The 24,298-nt window shown below is 34.4% G+C and carries 18 protein-coding genes and 1 pseudogene; 11 read left to right on the forward strand and 8 right to left on the reverse strand.

Annotated elements, in window-relative coordinates; translation table 11 throughout:
• Positions 1-4: 4 nt before the first annotated feature.
• Complete coding sequence (locus ACFELV_RS05455; RefSeq protein WP_375327091.1) at positions 5-2,980, reverse strand: hypothetical protein; 2,976 nt, start codon at positions 2,978-2,980, stop codon at positions 5-7.
• A 1,092-nt stretch (positions 2,981-4,072) separates the two neighbouring features.
• On the opposite strand from ACFELV_RS05455, the gene ACFELV_RS05460 reads away from it, so the two are divergent.
• The 5 genes from ACFELV_RS05460 to ACFELV_RS05480 all read left to right on the forward strand — a co-directional run bounded on the left by ACFELV_RS05460 (position 4,073) and on the right by ACFELV_RS05480 (position 9,488).
• Positions 4,073-4,906, forward strand: coding sequence for a hypothetical protein (locus tag ACFELV_RS05460; protein ID WP_375327092.1), 834 nt, complete (start codon positions 4,073-4,075; stop codon positions 4,904-4,906).
• 209 nt (positions 4,907-5,115) lie between these two features.
• Positions 5,116-5,487, forward strand: coding sequence for an ankyrin repeat domain-containing protein (locus ACFELV_RS05465; RefSeq protein WP_375327532.1), 372 nt, complete (start codon positions 5,116-5,118; stop codon positions 5,485-5,487).
• A gap of 144 nt (positions 5,488-5,631) precedes the next feature.
• Positions 5,632-6,711: an IS4 family transposase gene (locus ACFELV_RS05470; protein WP_375326208.1), complete on the forward strand. Its 1,080-nt coding sequence runs from the start codon at positions 5,632-5,634 to the stop codon at positions 6,709-6,711.
• Between the two features lie 12 nt (positions 6,712-6,723).
• Positions 6,724-8,202, forward strand: coding sequence for a hypothetical protein (locus ACFELV_RS05475; RefSeq protein ID WP_375327093.1), 1,479 nt, complete (start codon positions 6,724-6,726; stop codon positions 8,200-8,202).
• A 218-nt stretch (positions 8,203-8,420) separates the two neighbouring features.
• Positions 8,421-9,488: an ankyrin repeat domain-containing protein gene (locus ACFELV_RS05480; protein WP_375327094.1), complete on the forward strand. Its 1,068-nt coding sequence runs from the start codon at positions 8,421-8,423 to the stop codon at positions 9,486-9,488.
• Positions 9,489-9,724: 236 nt separating this feature from the next.
• Here the strand turns inward: ACFELV_RS05480 and ACFELV_RS05485 are convergent, their stop codons facing one another.
• From ACFELV_RS05485 to ACFELV_RS05510, 6 genes and pseudogenes are all read right to left on the reverse strand, one after another.
• Complete coding sequence (locus ACFELV_RS05485) at positions 9,725-10,486, reverse strand: gamma-glutamyl-gamma-aminobutyrate hydrolase family protein (RefSeq protein ID WP_375327095.1); 762 nt, start codon at positions 10,484-10,486, stop codon at positions 9,725-9,727.
• Between the two features lie 6 nt (positions 10,487-10,492).
• Complete coding sequence (locus ACFELV_RS05490) at positions 10,493-11,101, reverse strand: RDD family protein (protein ID WP_375327096.1); 609 nt, start codon at positions 11,099-11,101, stop codon at positions 10,493-10,495.
• 101 nt (positions 11,102-11,202) lie between these two features.
• Positions 11,203-12,786: a cytochrome c oxidase subunit I gene (gene ctaD, locus ACFELV_RS05495; protein WP_375327533.1), complete on the reverse strand. Its 1,584-nt coding sequence runs from the start codon at positions 12,784-12,786 to the stop codon at positions 11,203-11,205.
• 11 nt (positions 12,787-12,797) lie between these two features.
• Positions 12,798-13,421 carry a CatB-related O-acetyltransferase gene (locus tag ACFELV_RS05500; RefSeq protein ID WP_375327097.1) on the reverse strand — a complete coding sequence of 208 codons (624 nt, stop codon included), beginning with the start codon at positions 13,419-13,421 and terminating at the stop codon, positions 12,798-12,800.
• A 122-nt stretch (positions 13,422-13,543) separates the two neighbouring features.
• Positions 13,544-14,386 (reverse strand): cytochrome c oxidase subunit II, encoded by an 843-nt coding sequence (gene coxB, locus ACFELV_RS05505; RefSeq protein WP_375327098.1) that lies wholly within the window; start codon positions 14,384-14,386, stop codon positions 13,544-13,546.
• Between the two features lie 54 nt (positions 14,387-14,440).
• Positions 14,441-15,239 (reverse strand): annotated as a pseudogene (locus ACFELV_RS05510) (RMD1 family protein).
• 248 nt (positions 15,240-15,487) lie between these two features.
• Between ACFELV_RS05510 and ACFELV_RS05515 the strand changes: the two are divergent.
• The 3 genes from ACFELV_RS05515 (at position 15,488) to hemC (ending at position 20,154) form a co-directional block, all read left to right on the forward strand.
• Entirely contained in the window at positions 15,488-16,312 is an 825-nt protein-coding gene (locus ACFELV_RS05515; RefSeq protein WP_375327099.1) for a YgfZ/GcvT domain-containing protein, read from the forward strand.
• Between the two features lie 214 nt (positions 16,313-16,526).
• On the forward strand, positions 16,527-19,229 hold the full coding sequence (locus ACFELV_RS05520) for a sodium:solute symporter family transporter (protein ID WP_375327100.1): 2,703 nt from the start codon (positions 16,527-16,529) through the stop codon (positions 19,227-19,229).
• 25 nt (positions 19,230-19,254) lie between these two features.
• Positions 19,255-20,154, forward strand: coding sequence for a hydroxymethylbilane synthase (hemC, locus tag ACFELV_RS05525; protein WP_375327101.1), 900 nt, complete (start codon positions 19,255-19,257; stop codon positions 20,152-20,154).
• Positions 20,155-20,260: 106 nt separating this feature from the next.
• Here the strand turns inward: hemC and ACFELV_RS05530 are convergent, their stop codons facing one another.
• Entirely contained in the window at positions 20,261-20,437 is a 177-nt protein-coding gene (locus ACFELV_RS05530) for a hypothetical protein (protein ID WP_375327568.1), read from the reverse strand.
• On the opposite strand from ACFELV_RS05530, the gene ACFELV_RS05535 reads away from it, so the two are divergent.
• From ACFELV_RS05535 to ACFELV_RS05545, 3 genes are all read left to right on the forward strand, one after another.
• Positions 20,397-21,860: an Npt1/Npt2 family nucleotide transporter gene (locus ACFELV_RS05535; RefSeq protein WP_375327534.1), complete on the forward strand. Its 1,464-nt coding sequence runs from the start codon at positions 20,397-20,399 to the stop codon at positions 21,858-21,860. The genes ACFELV_RS05530 and ACFELV_RS05535 overlap by 41 nt on opposite strands.
• 100 nt (positions 21,861-21,960) lie before the next feature.
• Positions 21,961-23,721 carry a Sca4 family protein gene (locus ACFELV_RS05540; RefSeq protein ID WP_375327102.1) on the forward strand — a complete coding sequence of 587 codons (1,761 nt, stop codon included), beginning with the start codon at positions 21,961-21,963 and terminating at the stop codon, positions 23,719-23,721.
• Complete coding sequence (locus ACFELV_RS05545; RefSeq protein WP_375327103.1) at positions 23,718-24,158, forward strand: hypothetical protein; 441 nt, start codon at positions 23,718-23,720, stop codon at positions 24,156-24,158. Before ACFELV_RS05540 ends, ACFELV_RS05545 begins: the two co-directional genes overlap by 4 nt.
• The last annotated feature ends 140 nt before the right edge of the window (positions 24,159-24,298 follow it).

Here is a 24,298-nt window from a genome sequence, read left to right on the forward strand (position 1 = left end):
CTAATTACCCAGCAGTAGAAAGTGTGTAGCGGCTGGCTAAAATTATATTTTTGTGCTTCCTTCTATTCATTCTATTAATCCATTTATCTTTATTAGTTTGCATAAAAATAAAAGGTAACATTGGCAGCAGGGGATCTATTTGCCCTCCTAATGGAAAAGTATTATGAATTAATATTGAGGGCATATTATTTTGAATAATTTGACTACCAGAGAATGGGGGATTAGTAAAAGTGTCATTTTCATTAAGATGGTTGTTGGCAAAAATTGCTTGGTCAATTTTAGATAACGGAGTTTTTTCTTCGTGGATTGAGAAAGCTGCTTTAGTAAAATTATCGGTTACTTCATGATCTTGACTAGGAGAGATTATTTTCAGTAAACCATTAATTACCCCTAAATTATTGGTATTTTCTCGCTGATTTTTATCGGTATCACTAATTTTAGCAACAGCATAATATACAGTTTCCGCTTTTCTAGGCTGCTGAATTGTTTGGGTCTGTTTAGATATAGGAGGAGGTGAGGCGATTTGCGAGGTTGAGAGAGTATGTAATGCGGCTGGCTCACTAGAAGTAACAGTCTGAGGTATTAGGACTCGATCTGCGCGCTCTCTTACTTCACTGAAAATATTTGAAGATTCATCCGTGGTAGCTGTTCTCATGTTTCTTGCAATATTTGTGTCGACTACCACATTAGGAGGGGGTGTTTCAACTGCTATTATATGGTCCTCTACTTTACTTACTACCGCAAATTGTTCTGGTGGTACAGCTTCTACTTCTATAGAATTAATTATTTGAGTAGAATCGTCGTTGAGTTCTATCACCTCTTCATGTAAAATATTTGAATCTTTTACAGGGTTACTTGGACTTTGTGCTGCTACCGGCTCCTTATTGAACTCTTCGTCCTTTTCCTGCGTAACGAAAGCAGTATTGCTTAAATCTTCACTATCCTTGATATTTATATCTTCAATATTAGGTTCTGGCTCACCACTATTGTTAAAGTTTTCAAGTAGTGATAATGGGTTCTGCTTTCGTATCCTATCTTGCTCTCCTATATCACTTTCAAAGCCTTCATCGAGTATTGCTTCAGGTTGAGGGCCGGATAGTTCATTACTACCTGCTAATAATTCAATATGAGGTGCAGCTTCTTCATGATTTGTTGTATCCTCTATAGAAGTAGGGATATCTTGCAGGATTGTGCTCCTATCTATTAGGTTGGGATCTACTTCTTCTTCGGAAATTAAAGCAGTATTGCTTAAGTCTTTACTATCCTTGATATTTGTGTCTTCAATATTAGGTTCTGGCTCACCACTATTGCTAAAGTTTTCGAGTATTAATAATGGGTCCTGCTTTCGTACCCTGTCTTGCTCTCCTATATCACTTTCAAAGCCTTCATCAGCTGCGATAATATCACTGACAATTTCAGGTTGTCTATTATTTTCTGCACTGAATATGGTAGCTTGTGTTTTTACTAGTTCTGATAGCTCCGGTTCCTCTAATGTTATGGTGCTCTTGGCTATCGCGCTAGCAATATCTTCAGTCTGTTTTTCAGTTGCTGTTTCTCTTTGAGACAAGCTTAATTGCTTAATTTCAGCTAATAGCATCTCAAATTGATGCAGCAAATCAAACTGCTTAGATACCATTTTTTCAATATTATTAATATTGTTGCGCAACTTAAGCATTTCTCGGTTTAACTTTATAAGAGAAAGATTATTCTCCTCAGATGTATCCAATATACTATTTAACTCTTCTTCCTCTTTGATTTGCTCTTTTAATAATTTTTTATCATCCAAAATTTCTTGCTTTTTTGCCTTCAATCTTATTAATTCTTGCTCTAAATCTGCTAAATTTAATGAATGTTCCTTAATCTCTATATCATAATCATTAATTTTCTGCTGCATCATTGTGATCTCTGCTTGACAGGTAGCTATATTATTCTCATATTTTTTGGTATTTGCTTCTATCTGAGTTATCTCAAGGTCTATTTCGTTCTCTAAAGACTTGCTTTTTATCTTAAACTGCTCTTCTGTATCTTGATTAATTAAATAATTATTCTCTATATAACCATTATCATTTAAATTTTTAGTAATTTCTAATTCTTGTAATCTTGTCTTCTCAATTGTGTCATCTAATGTTTCTATCCTGCTTTGTAAATCATTAAATCGCTCACGATAGATATTTAACATGTCTTGCACTACACCAACTTTATCTAGTTCTCGCTGCTGTTCTTCTTCAAGAGTGATTTCTCCATTTTGTATCTTTTCCAATAATTCACACTCTTGACGGTTTTCTGCCAATAATTGTTCAAGACTGTTTTTCTCTTCTACTATTTTGCTTAACTCCTCTTGGATCTCTAATTGTTGGGTTTCTAACGCTGCAGCAAACTGACTTTTTTCTTGCTCCTGCATAGAAGATAAAATTTTCTTCTTCTTAGCTCTTAAGGCTTCTAATGCATCTAAATTTTCCTGATCTAACTCTACTAAATTTTTTTCCTTTGCTGCCAGATGATGTTTTTTAATTTTAAGTTGATTTTCTAATAAGTGTTTTGCTTTTTGACTCTTTAGCAGTATCTCTTCACAGGTGGTAACTGAATTTTGGCATAAATCTATCTTAGTGTTAATTTCGCTAATCTCACTATCATAATTTGCTAATTTGCTATTTAAAGATTCCGGCGTAGCCCATGTAGTAGGTCTTTTCTCTTCGAATTCCACATTAATTTTTTCTCTTTCTTGGTCCAATTTGTATAAGGCATCAGTACATTTATACCGCATATCGATATTTTGTTCGATAATTTCTGCGAGGCTCATTATTTGTGTTTTCACTATCTTAATTTTTTCATCAGGTCGCACTGCGTTTTGCAATTTTTCAGGTAAGTGTAGAAGAGCTGGAGCTAGTTCTTGAGCCTCTCCCATTAGCTTATGTTTTTTTAAATTATCCTCTAAAGCAGAAATTTCGTCTATTTCTCCTAATATATCGATTATTGGCATCGCTCTATATTTATTTTATTTTAAAATGTAATTAAAGGGGTAATAAGGTAACTTGATACAATATATAATGAAGTAGCAATTCCTATCTATTGTTATTATCAAATTTTGGTTAAATAAGAAGTTATGCAAATAAACGCCAGGTTATCATTGTATAGCAATTTTACTTCGATTGCAAATAGTAGAAAAGAAACATCTAACTTCTAGTTTTAGGTGATAGTAAAATAGTGACACTAGTGCACTTACAAATTATAAGTACTAAATATACCCAGGTATTTTCACTAATACAGGTTGACAAGGAGATAACTATTGGATATAAATTGGAGGATGATATATGTAATTATTTATTGAAATATATTAAATGATATTAATGCAAAAGGTGAAAGGGGCGACAACTAGATCGTAGTACATAATGGATTTCAAGAGTTGGATTTTATTTTAAGTAGTGGACTTGCGGAGGGTATAACCAGTACGTGAGTACGTGAAACTTTTGATAAAATGACAAAATAACTCTTGAAAGGTGAAGAGTATATAATGATAGCTGCTTTGCAATTATCGGTATATTTATTTTCCTTTAAAAGTTATGTGACGTTTCTTGCAGTGATGAATAAGTAGAAATGTTTACAGAACCATAATATACTTATATCATTTCCCAAAACTAAATTAGTACTAGGAGTACGAGTGCCCGCTACCTGCGCGTACGGACGTATCACACTACTGGACAAAAATAGAAAATGGTTGAAAAAGTACAAAAATTGTTATCTGCTAAAGCTCGTTTTTAGCAATTATTATCTCAAAAATAACATTTTGTACTTAAAATAATATGTTTTTTCAACCATTTTCTATTTTTGTCCAGTAGTGTGATACGTCTGTACGCGCAGGTAGAGGGCGCTCGTACTTGTAGTGCTAATTTAGTTTTGAGCATTGGTATTAGAGATTAATGATTGAATCTTTCATAAGAATTATTAAACAAAAATATCACTACTTTTATACTTATTAGTTTATTTAAATTAGTAAAATAATTTTATTGTTTAAGTAAATTACTACTTTTGCATATGATTATTTAAGTCTTAAAATAATATTATGGAGGTACGAATGAGTAATTATCTTAAAGAAGTTGTATTTAATATAATATGTAATAACTCAACAAATATTACTAATATTAAAGATAGCATAGAAAGCAATGATTGTAATATGACTAATATTTTAAATTCTGATTTTTCGTTTCGTAGTTGTGAGGTGGCATCGCAACCGTTTATCTCTATAGTCAATAGTATTAAACAATATTTTTGGCAATGCGTTCCTCAAATTCTTGCTCAGCCACAACCAGAAGAATATATATCGCACATTCAAATATTTAAAAATGAGGCGATGGGAGTGACAGGAATCAAATATCTTGTCAAGTCGTTATGTAACTTTGCCTGTGATTTTGCAAAAAAAGCTTTAGAAATCAATAGAGAAGATGCAGTGAGCTTTTTACTAACCTTTGTAAATAATAGTATCATTAAAAATATCTCTGTATTTGAAGATTGTCCAGCAGCTGAAATACACTCAGACTTATTCCCGCATGGTACAGAGATGCATATGGTATTTATCGATAATGAAAAAGTAAAGAATGATAGCTGTATCATTTCTAATAACATTACTGGCATTACTAATAATTTACCCTCTCATTTGCCTTTGCATCAGCAAGCTCCAACGAATATACCTGTGCCTGCATTCGTATTGGGGTTCTTAACATTAGCAGTGGGAATGACAAGTATTGCATACTTGATAAATAAATATATAGAGAAAGCAAATGCTAATTCCTCGCGCAGTGATACTGCAAATCATAGTATTGCCAGTGACTTAAATAATATAATATTGTTCCTGCCAAAGGCAAACGATCAATTAGCAATTATTGGAGAAGCTGAGGAGGGAGTAGTATAATAATTTAGGTGAATTCTGGATAATCGGGCGTCCAGAATTCAAGTACATATTGTAAGGCAAGACTAGAGAAAGGTTTATTTTTATTAATTTTTTTGTCACAATATAATCTATATTTTTGCTATTACATTCCTTAAATCATAGAAATTACTACACAGCAACTTCTATACTGGTACAATTTATATTAATTATCAAAGTATAGGGAGTGTGTGATGCCAAATTTAAATCAAGAGTTATTTGATGCAATTAGCAATGGAAAGGCTGAAGTAGTAAGCACATTGTTGAACCAAGGTGCTAACTCTTTGCCCACTAACACTCAATTTAGCCCTCTGACGCTGGCGGTCGACAGAGATAATCCTATTATAGTCAAAGAATTAATTGGTAGAGGCTTTAAGGTAAATGACTATGATCCGGGGAAACGTACTGCTTTGCATCATGTAAAGAGTGTTGAAGTTGCAAGCATTTTGTTAGAGGCTGGTGCGAAAATTAACCAGCGTTTTAAGAATGCACAGGCTGGTCTCCCTATAGATTCGGCATATATACGATTGGCGAGTGCAATAGATCAGGCCGAGCAGGGGGGGTGAGCCGTGTGAAGGAAGCGCCACAAGTTGTGAAAGCAATTGAGGTCATAGTACCCCACAGATTTTACAGGAGGGTTAAAATAATAAATTGAATAAGTGACTGAGAGTCACTAATCTCCGCTGAGAAACAAGCAACAGGAGGTATTAATGGACTCTCAATCACTATACCAAATATTATACATATTTTTAGATTGGCACCCAGCACGAATTAAAACATTTGCAGAATTAATTTGTGCAGTAGTAAAAGCTAAAACTGTGAGAATCAAAGAATTAGCACTGTATGTCGCTTCTAAAGGCAATTTGCATGCCAAGATTGTTAAAGTTGAGCGTTTGCTTTTAGAACAAAATATGTGCTTTATAAGTTTAGGGAAAATTATTGTTAAATTGCTCTGTCTAACAGGTAAAATTAGCCTTGCCATAGATAGAACCAGCTGGCAATTTGGTATTAAAAATTTGAATTTTTTTGTTGCAACTATCGTTTATGGTAATATTTCAATTCCTATAGCATGGTTGTTACTTGATAAAAAAGGCAACTCTTCTACTAATGAAAGAAAGAAATTGATTGAGCAAATTTTAACAATTATACCTAAGGAAATGATAGAGCTTATCCTTGCCGATCGGGAATTTGTTGGTGAGGAATGGTTGCAATATATGGGTGGAATCCAAAAATTACCTTTTGCTATCAGGCTAAGAAAAAGTGAGAAGGTCAAGCATTTCAACGGTGGCAAGATGAAGTTGAATAAATGTTTTGCCGATATGCAAATGGGTGACACTAAAACTATAGAAAGCAAAATTTACAATGGTATGGCAATTAAAATAACTTGTTTGCAATTAGAAAGAGAGCAACTATTTATTGCTAGTAATGTGCTTATTGGTGAATGTGCTTTGCTAGCATATAAGCAGAGGTGGAGCATTGAGCGACCTTTTCTGTCTCTCAAGTCATCTGGATTTAATATTGAAGATACCCACATTACAGATCAAAAAAAGCTGGAAAAACTATTTGCAATAGTATCTTTATCCTTAGCTATTTGCGTGCTTGCTGGTGACATTAAGAACAAAATTTATCCTATAAAGATCAAAAAACATGGTCGTAAATTATACTCATTATTTACTTACGGATTTGATTGGATAAAAGATTATTTTTATAACTCGTTAAGTGATACCCCTGCTATGTTGTTTTCATTACTACGAAAACACATTATGCATGCCTTTCAACTTCAACAATAAGTGTGGGGTACTATGATTGAGGTAATAAAATTTTTGATTGAGCATGGATCACAGTATAGTGATATGCTCAAGAGCTTTGGGATGCCCACGTACTTAGATGAGACTGGGACTGGTTTTAATGAGTTTAAAAAAATATTGGAGATCCCTTTAAAAGTAAACAACTGTTTAAAAAAACTTGATACCAATCTTGATATCAAGGAAATTAAGGAAGCCAGTGAAGATCCTAACACAGGGGCATTATTTCAAGCAAATTTTCTTAAGCGTGCTCAAGATGAGCAAGATGGGTTGGATAGCAACAAATTACTGCAAGCATGTCGCCTTGATTCTAAAACGTCAAATAACTTTATATTGGCTCTAGAGGCAAAATTCATTTCACCCGAACAGTTTGCAGAATTTATACGACTACATCCTAGTCAAGGTGTAGCAATTCCGCAAGAACACCAACAAAAGATAGTACAGCATGTCATTGAGGATATTAGCAATAAAGGAGGAGTATGGGCTGACTCACTTGTAGAGTATCAGAACAATATAAGTAAAAATTTTCCTTTTCTTAAGGAACCACTTGAGCGATTGAAGAAAGAAGCTTTTGATGATATAGTAATGGCCCTCTATCATGTTGATATGAGCAATTTATTAAGTGCAAAAGAGAGAGAAGCCATTCCAGAAATAGATGTAGCACACCAAATCTTTGTCAATCAAATTAATGAGAATTTTGATGAGAAGAGATCCCCCAACGAGGCACAGCTGATAGACGACTTAATAATAAAAAAATATCAAGAAGATCCCTCATTATTATTAGCAGCAATGTTAAAAGTGATCGAGAAGATTTCCCCCCTCCAGGACCCTAATCCAAAATTAGAAAGAGCGCATGAGAGAATAGCAATATTACAACAAATTATTATGCCTGATAGTCGGTCTGATGGTAAGCCTGATGGTCAGCTGTTAAAATTTTTTGCTACACAGAATCAAATGCACGACTTACATTTTAACTTAGACATCATGTCCTTAAGAACTGAGGCATATAAACAGCGAGTGGGTAAACTGAGTACCGAGCAATATGAGCAACACTATCGCTGTATAGAGGAGGAAGATGAGAAAAATTATTCATTGGATACTAAAATAAAGAAACCTGCTCAGCATATTGGGAAAACTAATCAAAACCAAGAAGTTAAAGATAACAATCCCCACCCTACCGTAGATGAATTGTCCTCTGCACCACTTACCCTTAAAGATGTTAAAAAAGCTATTAGGGAGGGAAAAGTAATAAGTGAAGGAGGTAAAAAATATGAAATAAGGGAAGGAGAGAGAAAACATCAAATAGATGACACTATCAACAAAATGGGGGTAAAATCCCAAGGGAAACTTAAAAAGCTTAAGGAAAAATTTAAAGAGTTTATTTATACAACTAAAATAATTTTGAACCCAAATGCATCTACTATTTCTCCCTCTACTAAAAATAAGAAGCAATTTGCTCAAAAGAGGAGTAAATAGGCGCGATAAAAATAGACCTCTCGTAGAAGTAGAATTACGCAAGAGGTTTATTACCATATTGTTTTATTAGTTTTTGTGTCACAATTTATACTTATATTGTTTGTTTTTTTGAGGTGTATATTATCAAAATTTATCATATAGCGATTTATAGCGTAGTACACTTTAAGTTAAGTGAGATTTATTACGGGATGTAAAAATGCTAAAGATCTGGAGGAATAATGACAAAGCATCGTGAGTTCGTAAACAAGATGTATGAGGCAATTTCTGAGAATGATATTAAATTACTACATGACTTGCTTACACAAGATAACAATATTAGCCATAGTCACGACAATGGATCTGGCTTTTCACCTTTAACATGGGCTGTGTACAATAATAAACCAGATGCAGTACAGGAATTAATTAAGAACAAAGCTGACGTAGACACAAGGAATGCTAAGGGGTATGCTGCTTTGCACTATGCAAATGATCCTCATATGGTAGAGATATTGCTTGCAAAAGGTGCAGATCCTAATATGGGCTCTAGCAATAGGTCCGTCTCACCTTTCAGATCGAAAATCAATGAACTGTTTGTTGAATTAGGAATTTATGATGAGAAGTTAATTATAAATTTGCGCCCTGATTCAAGTATTGGTTTAAGCCGTGATTCTAACCTAGAAGACATGATTGAGGTAATAAAGTTGCATATTCAGTATGGAGGCAATGGCCAGGAAGGTTTAGAGCGAGTAATTGCTGACCAAGGGGTTAGTAGTAAGATTCCTTCTGACATTCAAAAAATATTAGTGCTATCTCCCGAAGTAGGAGAACTTTTAAAAAACCCTGATATACAGAAAATTAAGGAAGCCAGCGAAGATCCAACCACAGGAGCATTATTTCAGGCAAATTTTCGTAAGCGTGTTAAAGATGAACTGAATATGGACGAATTTAGCAAACGACACCTTTGGAAACCCAATTTAACTAACGATTTTATCAAGAGTATAGTAAATATAGTAACGAAGATAGAGCAGTTGCAACCAAACCAAATCCAAGATATGGCCAAGAACACAGAAGAAAAGAAAATAGAAGCTAGTGTAATAGATAAGGATTCGGGCACAATACTCAGTACACCGCCAAATCCTCAACTGATACAAAAAGGCCCTAATAAAGACGCAGGAGAACTATTCCAGCATCAAGGGAAGTTAAAGGGTCAGATTAAGAAATTGTTGCGTAGGTCTTCAGAATCGCAGAGCGCGGCTCCTGTGCTTACTAAAGTGACCCCAAGGAAAGGTAACGCTCCAGCTTTATAGAGAAGAAAAAATATTGGCAATTTTCTAACTAGTGGGTTCTTATATCTTAGGGATATGTTATAAGACAATAGACTTCTTTCGCAACTCTACTTGTGAGATGGTAATTTGGACAATGAATCTAGGCGCAAATCCTGGCGTACATTTAACTGCGGCCCTACGCTCCGAGCCTTCTTCAAATTCCCTACAGAAGCGAGCTCTAATAGAAGTCTAATATAAGATATTTAGAATAAATTGCTTTATTTTACTACCAATTTTAACTGTTGATATTCCCTTGATGCGGCAATTAAACCTTTAAATATATTAAGATCCAGGCCGTTGGGGTTTAAATATTCAGGGTGCCACTCGATTCCCAGCACAAATTTATGGCCAGTAGATTCAATCGCTTCAATAATGCCATCGGGCGCTGTTGCAGAGACCTGTAATCCTTTACCTAATTGGTCTACTGCTTGGTGGTGGGTTGAATTTACCATATAGGAGTCTAGAGGATCTGCTAATTTAGCTAGCCATGTTTGTGGGTAGATTATGATTGGATGCGATACAATATCCTTAGGGTGGGGTTGTTCATGATTTATAGTAGAATCCTTGATATAATCTGGTATATGTTGTATTAAAGTCCCACCACATATAACATTAAGAAGCTGCATTCCACGGCATATTCCTAGGAATGGTATATTTATTTCTAATGCCTTGCGAGCCAACAAAATTTCAAAATTATCGCGCTCGGTATTAGTGTCGGTTCTGCTAGATGTAAACTCTTGCCCATAATATTTAGGGTGAATATCTTCATCGCCCCCTGGTATAATTAACCCATCAATAATTGATAGCACACTATCAATTGTATCATATTGATAGGGTAGCATTAAGGGGATTCCTCCAGCTTTTAATACGCTTTCGGCATAATTTTGTCGCAGAGCATACCAAGGAAAAGCAGAATATATATATTTATCAGAATGAGTAGCTGAATCAAGAGTGATGGCTATAACTGGCTTCTTGGTCATCTATCTTTACCTTCGTACCATTCTTGTTCTAAAAATTATATCATGCAGAAACCTTTTTTTAGCGATGAAGCAACCAATATTTATAGTTATTAACATAATTATTAATGTAATCGTTAATTTATTGGCGATCCAGGATATATCGGATTCAGATATATCGGGATTCAAGGCAAAGCTAGCTAATATGCCAGCGAATATGCCAATTGCACTAGCTAAGAATACGATAGCTTGCATGCCGATGATTCTAAAAAAAGACTTGAAAAACCCTATGGAACTGCCATCCTTATTCAGGATTTTTATTCCTACCAAATAGCCACCAGCTGTTGCTTGGAGTCGAGATGATTCAAAGGCTGCAATATAACAGCCCTGAGTAATAGTAAATATCACTATTACAATATCTATCATACTAATATCATGATTACTTAGAGGACTGGTATCAATACTGAATTTAACTCGAGATCGTAAAGAAGCTGCTCCATCCCACTCAGTAAAAATCATTATAAGTGAGATGATTATAAATTCTAAGAAGAAGAATATTATGCTATCAGCTAATGATGCAGCAACTCTCCTCCAGAACCCTGCAGGTTCTAGGGTTTGTTCACTATTAACTTCCTGCATGATATTAATAATATAGAATAAAAATTATCCTAAGATACAATAAATACTGTTAAAATACAATCCTGAACGTCCATTTAATAACAAAACTTTAAAAATTAACTTTATGCTTGCGGCAATTTGGGTGGTATCTCAAATGAATGGAATGGGGGAGGGGAGGAAATTGTCCATTCTAGTGTATCAGCACCATCTCCCCATGGATTATCCGGACATTTTGCTCCATATTTTAGGGTATAAATGACAATGAATACAAAATAAAGGGCGGCGCCGAAGGAAATAGCCGCCCCAATAGAAGAGACCATATTCCAACCGGCAAATGCATCTGGGTAGTCAGGTATTCTTCTTGGCATTCCACTAAGACCTAGAAAATGCTGCGGGAAAAATGTCATATTGACTCCAATAAAGGTGATCCAAAAATGAATCTTCCCCATCTGTTCAGGATATTGCCGTCCTGACATCTTACCAAACCAGTAATAGAATCCAGCAAAGGCAGTAAATAATGCTCCCAAGGACATAGTATAATGGAAATGTGCGACTACATAATAGGTGTCATGCAGTACTCGATCAAGGGCTGAATTTGATAATATTATTCCTGTGACTCCACCTATCGTAAATAGCAGAATAAATCCTATAGAAAATAACATAGGGGTCTTAAAGGTAATAGAACCACCCCACATAGTAGCAATCCAGCTAAATATTTTAATGCCAGTTGGGACTGCGATAATCATAGTACCAGCAGTAAAATATACTAAGGTGTTATAAGTCAGACCAACCGTAAACATATGGTGGGCCCACACCATAAATCCTACTAGCCCTATAATGATCATCGCCATCACCATACCAAAATAACCAAATATTGGCTTACGTGAGAAAGTAGCGATGATTTGGCTTACTATGCCAAAGCCTGGTAATATCACTATATATACTTCCGGATGCCCAAAGAACCAGAATAAATGTTGGAATAATACTGGATCACCGCCACCATCGGGCTTAAAAAATGTAGTGCCAAAATTTCTATCAGTTAGTAACATAGTGATGGCCCCGCCCAAGACCGGAATCGCTAATATTAATAAAAAGGCAGTAAGCAAAATAGACCATACAAAGAGAGGCATGTCAAATAAACCCATTCCTTCTGCTCTCATATTAAAGATAGTAACAATCATATTGATTGAGCCTACTATTGAAGCAAGGCCTGTAAGATGAAGGCTTAAAATGGCCATATCAACAGCGGCACCAGGGTGGCCTACTAAATTACTTAAAGGAGGATACAGAGTCCAGCCAGTACCTGGTCCATTATCTACAAACGCTGAGAGCATTAATAAAATAAATGCCGGCACTAGTAGCCAAAAGCTGATGTTATTGAGCCTTGGGAAAGCAACGTCAGGAGCCCCGATTAGAAGGGGAACAAAATAATTACCAAACCCTCCAAATAAAGCAGGCATAATCATGAAAAACACCATAATTATAGCATGGGCAGTAATGATTACATTATATAGTTGATAATCTTGAATTATTTGTCCTGCCGGCATGGCGAGCTGCAATCTAAAAATAAGAGAAAATAACCCACCGACTATTCCAGCAAATATCGAAAATATGATATACATCATACCGATATCTTTATGGTTAGTTGAGAATATCCATCTGGTTATACCTTGTGGAATATCATGATGATCAGCAAGTACACTCATAAATTTTCCTGTTATTGACATTTTATTAGTTGTGCAATATCATTGCCAACGATATATTTGATATTTCTCGTGATTTTCTCATAATCCCAATCCCACCACCTGATTCTTAATAATTCATCGATTACTTCTGTGGAAAATCTTTGTCTAATAATTTGGCTGGGGTTGCCACCAACAATAACATAAGGATCTACATTTTTAGTGACTAGTGCTCCTGCTCCTATAATAGCTCCGTCCCCTATTGTGACGCCTGGCATAATGAGCGCATTGGTACAAAACCATACATCATTTCCTACTACAGTATTTCGTCCTTTACCTGAGCTAGGAGTATAATTATCCCATCCTTCAAAATTAAAGAACGGATAGGTAGAGAAACCGTCCATCGGATGATTCATATCATCAGCAATAAAAGTTGTGCCTCTTGCAATAGAACAAAATTTACCAATTGTTAATTTGCACTGCCCAAAACCCCTAGTATTTTGTTCTTCAAAACGTTCAGGATATTGCCTATCATCATGATAATAGCTATAATCTCCTACGGATATATTAGGATTCCGGATGAAATTGTTTAAAAATACCAGCTCTTTGTTAACTTGCTTGGTATAAGTATGAGGATAAAGGTTATTTTTATTGGCCATAAAATTTTATTGATACAAGTCGAAATTTAAGATATTAAGTTCATTATAAGCTATCTTCTGACTCATACCAAGTTGCTTGCTTCACATTATATTTCGGGATTCGTCGTGCTCACCGAGAGCTACTAGGTTCCGCGCGCCTCGCCACTCATACTCCTACTACTGTCTTGAAAGCAACTTGGTATCAGCTGATTTCTGATAGCAAATTTTGTCTTTGCCGTTATTAACCAATTTTGGAATTCTTCCTTACTCACTACTTCAATGGCAATTGGCATAAAACCATGGTTAATACCGCAAAGCTCAGAGCATTGACCATAATATACTCCTCTCTTAGTAATTTTAGTCCAAGCCTCATTAAGTCTGCCGGGAACCGCATCTATTTTGATCCCAAGAGCTGGAATAGCAAAACTATGTATCACATCTCCTGCCGTAATTAAAAATTTCACAATAGTATTTTCTGGAATTACCAGGCGATTATCAACATCTAGTAAGCGTTTTTGCCCAGGCTTTAAATGTTGATCAAGAATTAAATAACTATCAAACTCTATATTATCATGATCGGGATAAATATAATGCCAATACCATTGATATCCTACTATCTTAACTACCATCTCTGCCTCAGGGGTTTTTTCAGCAAAACGTAAAATACGGAATGATGGAACTGCTATAACAATTAAAATTATTATTGGGATAATTGTCCAAATGACTTCAATTAAGATATTATGAGAGAATTTGGCTGGTATAGGATTTGCTTTAGCATTAAATCTAATACAAACATATACTAATAAAGCGCAAACAATTAAGACGATTCCACCAGTAATTAATAGTAAAAAATTATGAAATCCTTGTAGTTCTTCCATTAACTGACTAGCAGGAGTTTGAAATAGCATTTGCCAAGCATGAGGCTCTGACGCCGAACTATTACTAGTAAGAAAAAGCCCTAATAACGCAACAATCAATTTCTTCATTTTATGTAGTAGATTTTTTTTAATTAACCTATTTATCAAGCCTAAGAGTATTAATTACTTTACAAAGTAGTTAATGATTTTAAAGAATAGATTATCATGAGCTAGAGAAAGCACAACTTCCATAGTAATTAATATTATAATTATCCATTCTAATCTAGTAGAATGTTTGTAATTTAAGTCATTCGACAAAATATTATATAATTCATGGATCATACTTAAACGGTGGTTAAGAATATTTTGGCGAATCTGGATATCTTGAAATTCTACTGTCATTAAATATAATGGTTCGTAGCTAGGGACGTCTCCAGAAGAATTCTGGAGTATCTAGTATATCACTATGCAAATTAATAGAATATCGTTCATTAAATAATATCCCAATTTGTTGAGATATTTCTTTTTTTGAAAGCGAAACACTACCGGTTCTAGCTAATTCTTGTTGAATAGGAGTAGTTTTGACTATTAAGTTGCTTACTGATTGCTCAAGAACGCTAAGCTTGACTGATTGCGCTAGAGCATGTGAAATAGATAATTTAATGAAAGTAGATTTATCTCCTAGAATAATTTCATTTTTTTCTTCATCAATAAAAGTCTTGCCAGCTTCTTCATCATAATCAAAATAAATAAAGTCGGCAATTAGTTCATTATTTTGCCGGCCATGAAGAGGGACTATATCCGCTAAAATAACTTTTTCTTGTTCTTCTTCAGCGCCCCATATAATGACACAACCGAAAGGAAAGAAAAAAACATCAATAGGACCAGAATCTTGTCGGGTATTTTTCTGAATATGTATGACGTCATCAAAAAATTGTGGCTCAAGACCAACTTTGTTTAGGTTTGTTACCAAATCATTCATTTTATATTCAGAAGACGTACAATAGGAAGAGCATCTCATATAATAAATAATTATTGTATCAATATACTTTTTTACTTTAAAAAATTGTTGTGTAAAAATATCATGGAGTCATATATTAAAGAGGATAGGATTTAGTAACTCTCTGCTCTTTTACCGTTCCTTTGCAAATCCAATATTTTGAAACCATGCAAGTATACGCTTATAGTAGTTATAAAAGCGCTAAAGTCAATTAAAATGTAGAAAATAATATGTATGAAACATTAACAGATCGAGCAATTATAGGGGTGTCAGGGAATGATGCTATAAACTTTTTACATAATTTAACTACTAATGATATAAAACAATATGATTATTGTTATAATTATGCTCTTAGTAATCAAGGGAGATACTTATTTGATTTTTTTGTATTTAAGGTGTCATCTACAAATTTATTAGTTGATATTAATATCAATCAAGTAGAGTTATTTAAATCCCATTTAAGTAGGTATAAATTGCGTGCTAAGATAGAGATAGCTGATTTAAATGACACTTACCAAGTTCTTTATTCTAAAGAAAAGTTAGAAGCTTATGCGATGATGTCTATTAGGGATCCGCGCTATAACAAGTTAGGATTCCGCTCTATCATTGCTAAAGAATATACGCATTACCTACCTACTCAAATGGCAGAAGTGCAACAATTATATTTGCGTGATAAGTATAATTTAGCAATAGTAGATGGTTACGAGGATCTGATATATGATCGATCAGTCCCAGTGGAATATGGCGGCGAGGAATTAAATGCTGTAAGTTACACCAAGGGTTGCTATATTGGCCAGGAAATTATTTCACGTGCCAAATATCAGGGTGTTGTTCGAAAGAAAATATTTAAATTATTTGGTGAAATAAATATTGCAAATATATTAAAAAATGATGAGATTGTTATAAACAATACGAAAATTGGTGTATTATGTTCCAATTACCAGAATATGGGAATCGCTTTAATTAGATTAGATAATTACGTCTCATTACAAAATGGTATTGCAACCATAAAAAATATACCAGTCTCTTTATCAATACCTGATTGGAGATTATAAAATAAGAGGTACCTTTAACTGACGAACTAAAGATACCCTAATAAAATATAGTATTATTTATAATAAATTTACCTTAGCAAATAAGAGACCTATGGCATTTCTGTACTCGAATATAGATATTATTATCTTTATTTGTTTCTTGGTTATTAACTTATTAATAGGTATAACTTCTGGAAAAAAGCTCAGTATAAATAAATATACTGCTGTACAGAGTATGAAGGAATATGCCATTGGTAGAAGAAATTTTCCTACAGCGACCATAGCTGCCACTGCTATTGTTATTTGGATCAGTGGTAGCGTCTTTCTAACTAATATATTTCAAGTTTATACTAATGGGCTCTTTTATATCGTTCCTGCTGTAATAGGCACGATTATTAATAGTCTAATAGTTTGCTTCGTTTTAGCACCGCGTGTAGAGAGTTTCTTAGGAAATTTTTCGGTAGCAGAAGCTATGGGAAATTTATATGGTCCGCGCGTGAGGTTTGTCACTGCTATTGCTAGCATATGCTATTGCATAGCTAAAGTATCTATACAATTTCATATAGCTTCAGTAATTTTACAATTATTTCCTAATTTTTCTGGCTTTTATGCTACGTTATCCATTGCTGTGGTAGTAATAGCTTACTCATCGGTAGGGGGAATAAGAGCTATTACCTTCAGTGATACTGTACAATTTTTTACTTTTTGCGTTATTGTGCCGATATTAGGTATAGCTATTTGGCAAAATTTTGATAGTGAAACAATAATATATAATACAGTTTTACAAAGCCCCTTATTTGATTTTACTCAGTTAGTTAATGTTGCCAATCCTAAATTTTGGCCTTTGATTAGCTCATTTATATTTTTTATTTTTCCTTCTTTAAATCCTGCGGTTTTCCAAAAAATATTGATGGCAAAGGATACTGCCCAAGTTACTAAATCCTTTGGTATTGCTTCTATAGCCTGTTTTGTGCTATTAATAATGTTCATTTGGACCGCTATATTATTATTGTGTAGTAACCCCAATCTCCAACTTAATGATATGATACCTCATATGATGAGGTGCATGGATGATTACCATATCGGGCTTAAAGGGATGCTTGCTGTATGTATTATGTCTATGCTAATATCTACAGTTAATTCATATATTAATGTTGCAGCAATTATTGCTTCTTATGATTTACCTAAATCGTTAGGGATCAAATGGTCCTTGAAACAGACTGTAACCTTTTCTTATATTAATACGATTCTTATAGGAATAATTGCTTTTATTATCTCATTATATATAAAAAATTTATTATTTACTTCTTTATTAAAGACTAGTTTTTATATGCCAATAGTATCGGCTCCTCTAATTTTATCCATATTTGGTTTTAGATCCACCTCTAAATGTATCTTAATCGGTATGGTAGCAGGGTTTTTCACTATATTATTTTGGCATTCCTCGCAAATGTCGCAATTTTATGCTGCAATAGTAGGGTTATTTGCTAATTTGGTATTTCTCTTGGGGAGTCATTATTTATTAAAACAACCTGGAGGGTTTAGCAAGGATAGGAAGCTACCATATCTTACTCACTTAACAGCTAAACGTAAACGTAAGATCATTAACTTATTTAATTATATTAAAAATTTTAATATTTTAAAATTATGTCATAATAGCTTGCCTCAACAAGAAAGTACCTATACTTACCTGGGGCTTTTTATAATGATTAGTACACATTTTTCGATTTATATAGTTCCTGAAGGGATAAATCACAAATATCAGGAATATATATACCTATACAACTTTATAAATTATACGGCACTTATTACTGCCGCATTACTTTTAATATATCCCTTATGGTCACCAAAGTATAAAAACAAGAATTTTATTTCAGTATTATGGTTATTGTGTATATTTTATACTCTAATTTTTTCTAATAGTGTTCTTATTATTATTAATAATTACAATAAGCTACAAATAGTAGTATTTATGGTTAATTTAATAATCGTTGCGATTTTATTAAGGTGGTATTTAACCATGATTTTAATTGTAATTAATATGTTTATTAGTAGTGAATTTTATAAATATTATATGCATGTTGATAATTTACCAAGTGATGAATTTATTCAGCTTAAGATAGTGAGCTACTTAATCTTATTTGCTATTATCTTGATCTTGTTTTTAAGGCCTAAGCAAAAACAACAAGAGATCGCAGAAGCGAAAAATATCCATTTGGGAAGGCAAATACGTGACCGAGAGGAAGAATTACAGAAACTATTAAATCTGAAGCATGAATTTTTACGAAATATTAATCATGAGATTCACACTCCTATGACCGGCATTACTAGTTTGGGAGAAACCTTATGGGAAAAATATGATCAACTTTCAGATAAGCAGCGTCGACAAGCTGCCTTAGTGATTGCTAAAAGTTCTAGGAGATTAAATAGTTTAATGAATAATCTATTAGATTTTTCTAAGTTAATGAGTTTAACCTATAATTTAAATAAAGAAGAGGTCAATTTTAGTAATTTAGTGCATGAAAGAATTAATGTATGTAGTGAACTATATCTCAATGATAGAGAATTAGAATTTGTATTAAATATTGCAGATAATATTCTAGTTAATTGTGATAAATATTATATAAAACAAACTTTAGATAATTTAATTATTAATGCTATTACTTATGGTAATAAGGGGAAGATCACTATAAATTTAATTAAAACCGCCCTAGAAGTGAAATTTACTATTCAAGATGAGGGTATAGGAGTACCGAAAGAAGAACTATTGGATATATTTGGGGTGTTTATGGTCAGTTCAAAAACCCGTACTCCTGCAGGAGGTAGAGGGATGGGTCTTGCGCTCTGTAAAAAGGTCATGGAAGTTCATATGGGGAAAATTTGGGCTGAAAATGATCAAAATGGTAAAACTACTTTTATAGCTACTTTACCTATTTGATTTTAGTGAAGAATAATTATTTACGATGAATAAAATAATAAAAATAGGTACGCGCAGCAGCCCCTTGGCTTTAATACAAACAAATTTAGTGATTGACCAGCTCAAGCTCCATTATCCTGCTGTAAACTACCAAATAATTCCAATCATTACTACCGGTGATTTAATTAAAGATAGGAACCTTTACGATATAGGTGGTAAAGCTTTATTCTTAAAAAAAATAGAGATCGCTCTTATCAAAGGGGAGATTGATTTAGCTGTTCATTCTTTGAAAGATGTGCCCTGTAAGTTGCCGCCAGAATTAATGATCTCAGCTGTTCTGGAGCAGGAAGATGCACGAGATGTTTTTATTTGTAAAAATTATACATGTATAGAAGACTTACCTCTTTATAGCAGGGTAGGTACCTCTTCGGTGCGCCGGAAAGTGCTAATGCATGATAAACGGCCTGATTTAGAGATTGTTACTTTTAGAGGTAACGTTGATACCAGAATTAAAAAATTACTGCAAGGGGAGGTAGAGGCAACAATTTTAGCGTATAGTGGTTTAAAAAGATTAGGTTTATTTAACAAGCAATATTGTCATTTTATTGATATCAGCCAAATGTTACCTCCGGTTGGACAAGGAATTATTGCAATAGAAATTAGAAAAAATGATAATGAAATACAGGAAATATGTAATAAGATTAATCATCTGGCAACTTGGCATCTAATACAAGTAGGCAGAGCATTTCTAGAATATTTAGATGCCAGCTGTAAAACTGCGGTTGCTGCTTATTCTCAATATAGTAACAAAAGAATTTATACCGAGTTTATGTTAGCTAACCTAGATGGCAGTAAAATCGTCTTTCATCATGAAACTTCTAGCCTAAAAAATTGGAAAAAGATTGGCATCAAAGCAGCACAAACTATGCTTAATGCTTTAAAATAGCTGGAACCCGCTAACATAAGGGGTTTTATAGAGAATTGCAGTAAAAATAATAATGAAATAGTAATTTTTTGTTGACGCATGCGATAAAAAGCTTTAGCATAAGGTTCTAGCCAAGTTGAAAGGAGGTTAGGCTGCGTATGGCAGTAATTCTTAAAATTTTCTCATATTTCTTTTTCTCCAGCAATACTATATCCCCGACTAAATCACGATCTTCTACTTCTCTTAATCCTGTCAATAATTTAATAGAATATGTTTGGCCTATAGAACGATCTGAGGTTTCCAAATTTCTTTACATTACCCTGATAATGTTTTGTATCTTATTTATCCAGAATCTGATCCGGGCTCTCAAAGATAGTCTAATTAATACTATGATTGGCACTGAGACAGTAGCATTTCTAAAATTTTGGGGAGTTTTGCCGTCTGCTTTTCTTATTGCCATCCTATATGTTAAATTAGTTAATAAGATGAAGGGTGAAAGCATATTTTACTTAATATTATCAATTTTTCTATTATTTTTTGCCTTATTTGCTTTTCTAATTTTCCCTAATTATACTACCTTACATTTAAGCAACGAGCATGCTAATATTTTAATAAACGCTTACCCTAATTTTAAGTGGTTTATTCTACTTTTATCTAAATGGAGCTTTTCTTTATTCTATATAGTAGCGGAATTATGGCCAAATGTGATATTTGCCTTATTATTTTGGCAGTTTGTTAACAATATCACTTCTATAGATCAATCTAAAAGATTCTATCCTTTATTTGGCCTTTTTGCTCAAACTGGTCTTTATATCTCAGGTAAATTTTTAGAGAACTTAGATTATTTCAATCAATATTTAATTAATAAATTTGGTTTAATACATACTGAAAGCGAAATCTCTATCCAAGTGATTCTATCCTGTGTATTGGTACTTGGAATATTGGCATTAGGCACATTTTGGTTTTTAAATCATAAGATATTGCCCCAATACGAGCGTGATAAGCTCCAATTTTCAGTGCAAAAACAGTCTATCACGCTGTTAGAAAGTTTGGAAATGATTATTACTTCAAGATATATCAGATTAATTGCCACTTTACTGGTTTGTTATGGGATAGCCATTAATTTAGTGGAAGGTCCTTGGAAAGCAGCTGCCGCTCAGATTTATCATACTCCGACAGAGTTTGCAATGTTTGTAGGGAATTATTTAAGCTATACTGGTATATTTACTATCATATTTGTGGTGTTAGGCTCTAATATTGTTAGAAGGTTAGGGTGGTATACTGCTGCCTTGATCACCCCGTTAATGGTTTTTACCACAGGCTTATTATTTTTTTCTGTCACTAATTTTGATTGCTTAGCAGCTTTGGTAGTAACAAGCTTTATGCTTACCGATCCTTCCTTAGTTGCTATTTCTCTTGGTGCAATGCAAAATGTTTTAAGTAAATCTAGTAAATATACTTTATTTGATTCTACTAAAGAAATGTCGTATGTGCCATTAGATACGGAGCTAAAAACTAAGGGCAAGGCAGCAGCAGATGTTATTGGCACTAAGCTTGGTAAATCTTCTAGCGCCCTATTACAATCTTTAATCTTTATTATCTTGCCTTCTGCAACTTATCAATCTATATCTATGTATTTAATGTGTGTATTTAGTATAATTTGCATAATATGGATATGGACGGTGAGAGAATTAAATAAAGAATATCATAAAGTAATACAAAGTTGATTTTATTTTATTGTGAGTAGTATAAAATGATTGCATTTTCCGGGGATATTAATTAACATTTAATTATTATTAGTAAAAACATAAGAATGGAGAAGGAGAGATGGATGGCAGCCAGGGAGATATAGGCACTGAGGATGGCGGTACTCTAGATGTCACTTTGCGTTTTAAGAATAATCCCCTAATAAATAGTCCACAAGATGGCGTGATCTTTTTGCCAGATCCGTCGGGTGATGGTCCACATGCATTAGAGAACAGTGCTATAGAACTGCAAGACAAGGAGGGGGAGTCCTTACCCTCTGCTGGCAATAAGAATATACCTTTTAATTCTCCTTGGTTGTATGGGGATGAAGAAGAGGTGGATGCGATAACAAAGGCAATTCGAGAGCGGGTCTTGGAGCCACAATGGGCATGGCTAGCTAGGCATTTCCCAGATGAGAAACTTGAAGATTTCGACTCTCGTGCAAAGTTTTTAAAGGATGAGAAGAATCAACAAGCAATTAATCAGTGTTTTAGAGATCCAGAAGGCAAGTTTACTTTAGAAGAGCTAGAACTTGCAGGCTATAATTATGTTCGTGACAAATTTCAAAAGGATTTTGAGACCATAGAATGGCAAAAAACTGGTCCAACAGAAATAAAAGATCCGGGAACTGACAAACCAATTATTACATTACGATACTCAGAAGTCAGGCCTTCTTCTATGCAGGCACGAAAGTTAGATGGTACAGTGGTAGAAATAAAGGCGCATAGAGAGATACAAGGCATTGAGACAAGCTTAAAACCGCCAGAAAATGTTAGTGCTCCAGTAATTTTATCATTAGATTTAATGGATGAACATGGTGAGTATTTAAGTAAGAATAATAATCCATTACGTGTTACTCTCCATTATAATAGTCGTGGAGAGTTAATTGAGTTTAGTGCCCCTAGGCCTATGCAGTTCAATAGTAAGGACCCTAAGGAAATGGGATACTTTGAGCATCGAGGAAAAATTATTACTACCGGTATACCCCAAGCGAAATATCAGGAACTACTGCTTGCAGTAGAAAAAAAGAAAGGTCACGCATTCGATGTTTCGGAAGTGGTGGAGCCTGGTCTTGGTATTGAGCGGCAGCAGCAACCTAAAGATGTGGTAAGTAGCTTAGAGGAGGATAAAATTAATCTTGATAAAGGTTTGAGGGATACGCAGGTTCCAGACCCAGCAATAGAGGAAAAGCTTGCAAAAATCATACAGGCGGCACAAGCTACACATTTGAATCCTCCTGCTCCTGATAAAAGTACCCAAGAAATATTAGCAGGCGCGAAGAGTGCGCTGCCGTATGAGCGGTTATCCCAGGTACTGGCAGCTCACAACGTTGGTATCCAAACAGAGAGTGAGTTGATAGCGAAACAGCTTGCCTCCCAGTCAGAAGAAGAACGAAGAAGCACGATAGGGAGATTAACAAAGTTGGGATTCTCTGTGCCACTGGAGGCACAAGATAAGGATGTGGGTCTTGCTGGGGTCTCTAATTCTCCAGGCATAAAACAACCAATTCAAGACGAGCGCCAACGAAGAATTATTGAAAAGTATCAGGAGCAAGACGGTAAATCGACAGGTAATCAACTTGCTTCTGATATTGATAAAAATCCAGCGTCACAATCTGCTGAATCTAGTGCTAACAGTAGGATAGGAGGAGATACGCCAAAACTAGCGAATGGAAAAGAGCATGGTGCTATTCGACAAGCAGGTCATGGAGATAGCCATCAGTTAGCAGATCAGGTAAGAGACAAGCTTGAACATCAAAAAAAGAGCCTCTCACCTTTGGGAGATCATTCAAACAAGGGCATGATGGAAAAGGATCCTGAAACAAAAGCGAAGGCTTTATGACAGATTTGGCAGGTAAATCCTTAGCGGAGCAGAAAGATTTGATTAAACAATACACTCAGGAAGAACTAAAGAATGATGTACCTCATACTGAGCGAGTAAAACTATTAAAAGAATTATTAAAAACAGTAGCTGAGGCAAGAGGGGAGGCATTAGTAAGCAAGGAAGGGACAGGTGATAAGGAGTTAGTGGAAGTTAGGTTAAAAACCGAAGAAAGACAAACCACGGTAGACGGGTTCCCTGACAAAGTGGGAGTCTATCACCAGGAAAGCAAACCTGTAAATACTAAGCAGAATGTAACATTACTAAAATTTATCTCTCAAAGTATTGAGGAGTTAGCACCAAATCCTTTGACTCATGTAACAAACAGAAGTTCTACTGCTCATACTAATGTAGGGAAAACACGCCCTCAGTCTGGGGGAAGATCAGTGGGGCATTAACTAGAAGGTGACGATGACACAAGAGATCTTTACATGAAATTGTGGTATATTTAAGAAATTAATAATAGATTATCCTCTTTCTTACAGTAACTATTGATTTTACTCTTGAATTTATGTATAAATTAAAACTTATACATAAA

Source organism: Candidatus Tisiphia endosymbiont of Nemotelus uliginosus (assembly GCF_964264835.1).
In the GTDB taxonomy this organism is placed as follows: Bacteria; Pseudomonadota; Alphaproteobacteria; order Rickettsiales; family Rickettsiaceae; genus Tisiphia.